The 6183-nt window shown below is 70.2% G+C and carries 6 protein-coding genes; all 6 read left to right on the forward strand.

Annotated features, from left to right (window positions below; all coding sequences use genetic code 11):
* Position 1 precedes the first annotated feature (1 nt).
* Positions 2–967, forward strand: a complete 966-nt coding sequence (locus VGV13_18885) for a sugar ABC transporter permease (GenBank protein HEV8643156.1) — start codon at positions 2–4, stop codon at positions 965–967.
* A 238-nt stretch (positions 968–1205) separates the two neighbouring features.
* Positions 1206–2057 (forward strand): carbohydrate ABC transporter permease, encoded by an 852-nt coding sequence (locus tag VGV13_18890; GenBank protein HEV8643157.1) that lies wholly within the window; start codon positions 1206–1208, stop codon positions 2055–2057.
* A gap of 11 nt (positions 2058–2068) precedes the next feature.
* Positions 2069–3163: a sn-glycerol-3-phosphate ABC transporter ATP-binding protein UgpC gene (gene ugpC, locus VGV13_18895; GenBank protein HEV8643158.1), complete on the forward strand. Its 1095-nt coding sequence runs from the start codon at positions 2069–2071 to the stop codon at positions 3161–3163.
* Between the two features lie 7 nt (positions 3164–3170).
* A complete protein-coding gene (locus VGV13_18900) occupies positions 3171–4349 on the forward strand; it encodes an ABC transporter substrate-binding protein (protein ID HEV8643159.1) in 1179 nt (392 codons plus the stop codon).
* 44 nt (positions 4350–4393) lie between these two features.
* Entirely contained in the window at positions 4394–5350 is a 957-nt protein-coding gene (locus VGV13_18905) for a sugar ABC transporter permease (protein HEV8643160.1), read from the forward strand.
* Positions 5351–5394: 44 nt separating this feature from the next.
* A partial coding sequence (locus VGV13_18910; protein ID HEV8643161.1) for a carbohydrate ABC transporter permease occupies positions 5395–6183 on the forward strand: 789 nt, incomplete at its 3' end.

Consider the following 6183-nt stretch of genomic DNA (forward strand, 5'->3'; position numbering starts at 1 on the left):
CGTGAAGAATCCCATCGCGGGGGGAGCGGGCGGCGCCGCCGGTGTCGAGGTGGCGCTGCCCCATCCCCGCACCTCCAAGGTCCAGGCGCGCACGCTCTTGGAAAACGAGCGCTTGCTGGCCGCCCTCCTGCTGGCCCCGGCCGTCCTCCTGCTCGGCACGTTCATCGCCTACCCCTTCGTCATGGGCGTCTGGCTGTCGCTATCGAGCACCACCGTCGGCACTGCGGGGACGTTCGTCGGGCTCAAGAACTTCGGGAAGGTGTGGAACGACTCCATCTTTCGGGAGGCCTTCTGGAACACCGGCTTCTATACCTTCTGGGCCACTGTCTTCAAGCTCACCCTCGGCATGTGGCTGGCCGTCCTCCTCAACCGCCACTTCCGGGGCAAGCGGCTGGTCCGGGCCTCCATGCTGCTGCCGTTCATCGTCCCCACCGTGCTATCGACCTTCGCCTGGCGGTGGATGTTCGACCCCACGTTCAGCGTGCTGAACTGGAGCCTCTACAAGCTCGGATTCATCACCACCAAGCTGCCGTTCCTCTCCGACGGGGCCTGGGGGCTCTGGTGCGCCATCGTGGTGAACACGTGGCGGGGCATGCCGTTCTTCGCCATCACGCTGCTGGCTGGGCTGCAGACCATCAACCCCGACCTCCACGAGGCAGCCTCCCTCGACGGCGCCAACGGCTGGAAGCGGTTCTGGCATGTCACCTGGCCGCTGCTCAAGCCCGTCACGCTGGTGGTGGTGGTGTTCTCGGTGATCCAGACCTTCTCGGATTTCCAACTCATCTACGTGCTGACCGGCGGCGGGCCGGCCAACTCCACCCACCTGATTGCGACCTACGCCTACCAGATCGGCGTGGCCACCGGGCTCCTGGGCGAGGGCGCCGCCATCTCGCTGACGATGCTCCCGGTCCTCTTCATCGTCGTGTGGCTGCAGCTCCGCTACCTCCGCCGCCTGGAAAACGCCTGATGCCCCTCTGGCAGGCCGCGGGCGCGGGTTCGCCGCCGGGTGGCGGGGGAGCGGTCCCCGTCCGCCAGCAGCCCGTGGCACCTCACGCGCGGGCGCGAGGGCATCCACGCCTGAAGGGGGCGCGTCGATTCGCCTGCGACCGCAACGCAAGCCACCGACCGCGATGCCGGACGGGGGCCGCGACCCGGACAGGACCCGGCGGCAGACCCGCGTCCGCGGCCTGCCAGAGGGGCGCCACGTGGTGACCGAGCGCCGGTGGAAGAAGTGGGTGTTCTTCTACATCCCGCTCACGCTGTTCATCATCGGGACCCTCTTCCCCTTCTACTGGATGTTCATCACCGCCATCCGCCCCGACGCCGAGCTCTACCGCTCCTGGCGGGCCGAGCAGAACGCGCCCTTCTGGACGCTCCACCCGACGCTGGCCCACTTCCAGGACCTGATGGCCAAGACCACCTTCCCCACCTGGCTCTGGAACACGTTCTTCATCGCGGTGGCCTCCACCGGGATCTCCCTCTTCTGCGGGCTGCTGGCCGGCTACGCGCTGGCGCGCCTGCGCTTCCCCATGGCCGGAACGCTGGGGACCTCCATCTTCGTGACGTACCTGGTGCCGCCGACGCTGCTGTTCATCCCGCTGGCCGACATCATCCGCAACTTCCAGCTCGGCAACACGCCCTGGGCCCTGATTCTCACCTACCCGACCTTCCTGATCCCGTTTTGCACCTGGCTCTTGATGGGTTACTTCAAGACGATCCCCAAGGAGCTGGAAGAGTGCGCCCGCATCGACGGCGCCTCGCGCTTCGGGGCCATGGTGCGGATCATCTTCCCCATTGCCGTGCCCGGCATCCTCTCCGCCGGCATCTTCGCGTTCACGCTGTCCTGGAACGAGTTCATCTACGCCCTGGTCTTCCTCTCGTCGCCCGAGCGCAAGACCGTGCCGGTGGGCGTCGTCTCGGAGCTGATCCGGGGCGACATCTACTTCTGGGGACAGCTGATGGCGGGGGCGCTGCTCGGCTCGGTGCCGGTGGCGCTGGTGTACTCGTTCTTCGTGGAGTACTACGTCACGGGGCTGACAGGCTCGGTGAAGGGATAAGGAGACCAACGATGGCGCAGGTCCTCATGAAAGACCTGAACAAGAAGTACGACGAAGTCCACGCCGTGAAGGACGTGAACCTTCACATCCGCGACAAGGAGTTCATGGTCCTGGTCGGCCCCTCGGGCTGCGGCAAGTCCACCACCCTCCGGATGGTAGCGGGCCTGGAGGAGATCACCTCGGGCGAGATCTCGATCGGCGACCGGATCGTCAACGACCTGCCGCCCAAGGACCGCGACATCGCCATGGTCTTCCAGAACTATGCGCTGTACCCGCACATGACCGTCTACGACAACATGGCCTTCGGGCTCAAGATGCGGAAGTTCCCCAAGCCCGAGATCCAGAAGCGGGTGCAGGATGCCGCCGAGATCCTCGGCATCCAGGAGCTGCTCAAGCGCAAGCCCCGCCAGCTCTCGGGCGGCCAGCGGCAGCGCGTAGCCGTCGGCCGCGCCATCGTCCGCCACCCCCAGGTCTTCCTCTTCGACGAGCCGCTCTCGAACCTCGACGCCAAGCTGCGGGTGCAGATGCGCGTGGAGCTGAAGAAGCTGCACGACCGGCTGGAGACGACGGCGATCTACGTCACCCACGACCAGGTGGAAGCCATGACCCTCGGCGACCGCGTCGTGGTCATGAAGGACGGCTGGATCCAGCAGGTGGGCGAGCCGCTCGAGCTCTACGGGAAGCCGCGCAACCGGTTCGTGGCGGGCTTCATCGGTTCCCCCGCCATGAACTTCATCGAGACCACGGTCACCGAGAACAACGGCTCCTTGTGGGTGGCGGCGCCGGGCCTCCGGCTGAAGGTGGCGCCGCCGTGTGTGGCGCGGCTCGGGCCGAAGAAGGGGCAGCCCGTCATCCTGGGGATCCGGCCGGAGGACCTGCGCCTGGCCGTGGGCACCGACCCCGTGGACATCACCAGCGAGGCCGTGGTCGACGTCGTGGAGCCGCTGGGCTCGGAGATCCTGCTCGACATCAAGGTGGGGCCGAGCCCGATGGTGCTGCGGGTCGACCCCAGCGTGCGCGTGAAGCAGCACGAGAAGATCCGGGTGGCCTTCGTGCCGGAGCGCACCCACTTCTTCGACACCAAGACGGAAGAAGCGCTCCAGTAGCCGCGCCATGCGCCGTGGCCTCGTGGCGCTGGCGCTCGTCCTGGGCGGGCTCGCCGCCGGATCGGCGCGCGCGGCCGGGCCCGTCGTCCTCGGCGAGATCAACCCCCGCACCGGCCTGCTCGCCGTCCAGGGCACCGCGATCCACCAGGACATCCTGCTCGCCGTCGAGGAGGCCAACGCGCGCGGCGGGCTTGCCGGCCGGCGGATCGAGCTTCACTCCCGCGACGACGAGGGCGCGCCCCAGCGGGCCATCGCGGCCGCCGAGGAGCTGGCGTCGAGGCAGGGCGCGGTCGCGCTGATCGGCGGTTACGTCGACAGCCTGGTGGGCCCGATCGCCGAGGTGGCCGACCGGACCCGCATCCCCTACCTCGCCACGGCCTCCCTCGACGAGCGCCTCACCCGGCGCGGAAACCGCTGGTTTTTCCGGATCTCGAGCCCGGCGCCCTACGTCGCCGCCACCGTCGGCATCGTCCTCGACGTCTTCAAGCCCCGCGCGGTGGCGATCTTCCACTCGTCCACGCCGGGGGCGACCCAGATCGCGCGGCGCCAGAAGGAGGCGCTGGAGCAGAAGGGCGTGGCGGTCCCCGTCCTCGAGCCGTTCGCGCCGGGGCTCTCCGACTTCACGCCGCTGCTCGCGCGGCTGCGCGACCGGGGCGCCGAGGTCCTGCTCTCCGACACGTTCTTCGCCGACCACCTGCTCCTGACCCGGCAGATGGCGCAGTCCGGGATCACGCTCAAGGCCTTCCTCGGCGCCTTCGGGATGGAGTTCCCCGCGGTGATCCGCGAGCTCGGGCCGGCCAGCGAGGGCCTCTTCGGCACCACGTCCTGGCTGCCGGGAATTTACCTCGGCGGGCGCGAGGCGGAGTCGGCCGCCTTCGTCGCCGCCTTCACGGCGCGCTTCGGCGGCGAGCCGGCGCCGCTGACCATGCACGGGTACGCGGCGGCCCGCGCGCTGCTCGCCGCGATCGAGGGCGTGGTCACGGCCGGCCGCGAGCCCACCGGCCCGGCCGTCCGCGACGCGCTGGCCCGCGTCGACGTGGAGACGCCGCTCGGCCGGGTGAAGTTCGGCGCGACGGGCGAGCCGCTCTTCTACGAGCGCGTGGTCGTGCAGATCCAGAACGGCCGGCACGTGGTCGTCTATCCGCGCGAGCGGGCGACCGCGGCCGCGCGGTACACCGCCCGCTGAGCCGCTCCGCCTCGCCCGCCCGTGCGCGCCGCCGCGAGGTGCTCGTGGCGTGGCTGCTCCTGCTCCCGGCGGCCGTGATGGTGCTGGGCGTGCTCGCCTATCCCGTCGCGTGGGAGACCTGGGTCTCCCTCACGAACCTCTCACCCCAGCTCGACGGGCCCGCTCGGTTCGTGGGGCTCGCCAACTACGCCCGCCTCCTGACCGACCCCGTCTACCGCTTCTGGCCCGCCGCGGCGGCGACGCTCGCCTACGTGGCGGCGACCGCCGCCCTCAAGCTCGCCATCGGGGTCCCCCTCGCGCTGCTCCTCCACCGGCCGTTCCCGGGGCGCGCGCTCGCGCTGCTGGCCGTGTTCCTGCCCTGGGTCTACCCCGCGAGCGTGGCCGTCATCGGCTGGTACTGGACGCTGAACCCGCCGCTCATCACCTCCTACAGCCTCGCCGTCGGGCACGCGAAGTATGCGGTGGACTCGGCTCTGGGCACGGGGGCCTGGGCCTTCCTGAGCGTGGCCGCCTTCAACGTGTGGCGGGGCGGGTCGTTCACCGCGGTGTTCCTGCTCGCCGGGCTCGCCGCGATCCCGGCCGCGCTGCTCGAGTCGGCGCGGCTCGAGGGCGGCAGCGCCTGGCGCCGGTTCTGGCTCGTCACGGTACCGCTGCTCCGGCCGTTCCTGGCCCTCGCCGTCTTCCTCTCCCTCACGACGGCCTTCGCCGACCTCGCCAACGTCTGGATGCTCACGGGCGGGCGCATCGTGTTCCCCGTGATCGGGACGCAGGCCTACTGGCTCGGGATCAATGGCGGCCAGCTCGGCCTCGCCTCCGCGCTCTCGCTCACGCTGGTGCCGCCTTTGCTGGCGACCTTGTGGGCGCTCTTCCGGCTCTTCGATCCCGCCGAGGAGGACTCCTCGGAGGGGGGCTCCGCCCCCCTTCCGAACCTCCCCCCTGGATTGCGCCGGCAGAGCCGGCGCTCGAACAGTCGGTCCGCAGTCGCCACGGGAGAGCCGTGAGCGAGCGGCATCCGGCTCCCGAACCAGTCGACTGGATGGACGACATGACCGCGCACGCCCGGGTTTTCCGAACCGGCCGCAAAGCCGGCCGCTCCAGTGTCCGCCGCCTGGGCCAGGCCGCGCTCGTCCTGCTCGCCGTCGTGTGGTGCCTGTTCCCGATCTACTTCATGCTGGTGCAGTCGCTGAAGACCGCCGAGGAGGACGTGTTCGGCTCGCCGCTGATCGTGCGGCGGCCCACGCTCGAGAACTTCGCCGACCTCTTCGCGGAGCGCGCGCCCACGCGCGGGCTCATCAGCGGCGGGCTGCTCCGCAGCTACCCGTTCGTGGCGTGGCTCGAGAACACCCTGGTCGTCTTCGCGGGCGCGCTCGCGCTGACGCTCCTCCTGAGCGTGATGGCGGGCTGGGCCCTCGGCCGCCTCCGCCCGCCCGGCGGGCGCTGGGCGCGCCGCGCGCTCTTCGCCACCTACGCCGTGCCCCACACGATCCTCTTCGTGCCGCTCTACCAGGTGGTGATCCGGCTCGGGCTCGACGACAGCCTGCTCGCCCTGCTCCTGGTCTACCCGATGCTCGCGCTGCCGTTCTGCGTGTGGCTCCTCTCGGCCTACTGGGCGCGGCTGCCCCGGGAGCTCCTGGACCAGGCGCGGATCGACGGGGCGACTCCGGCCGACGTGTTCTTCCGGATCGCCCTGCCGCTGAGCCGCCCCGTGCTCGTGGCCGCGGCCGTCTTCACGCTCGGCACGATCGCCAGCGACTTCATGCTGGCCTCGGTGTTCCTCCTCGACCCCCGCACCCAGACGATCCCGGCGGGAATCGGCTCCATGGACGTGAGCCTG

The organism is Candidatus Methylomirabilota bacterium (assembly GCA_036001065.1).
Classification (GTDB): Bacteria; Methylomirabilota; Methylomirabilia; order Rokubacteriales; family CSP1-6; genus MNEF01.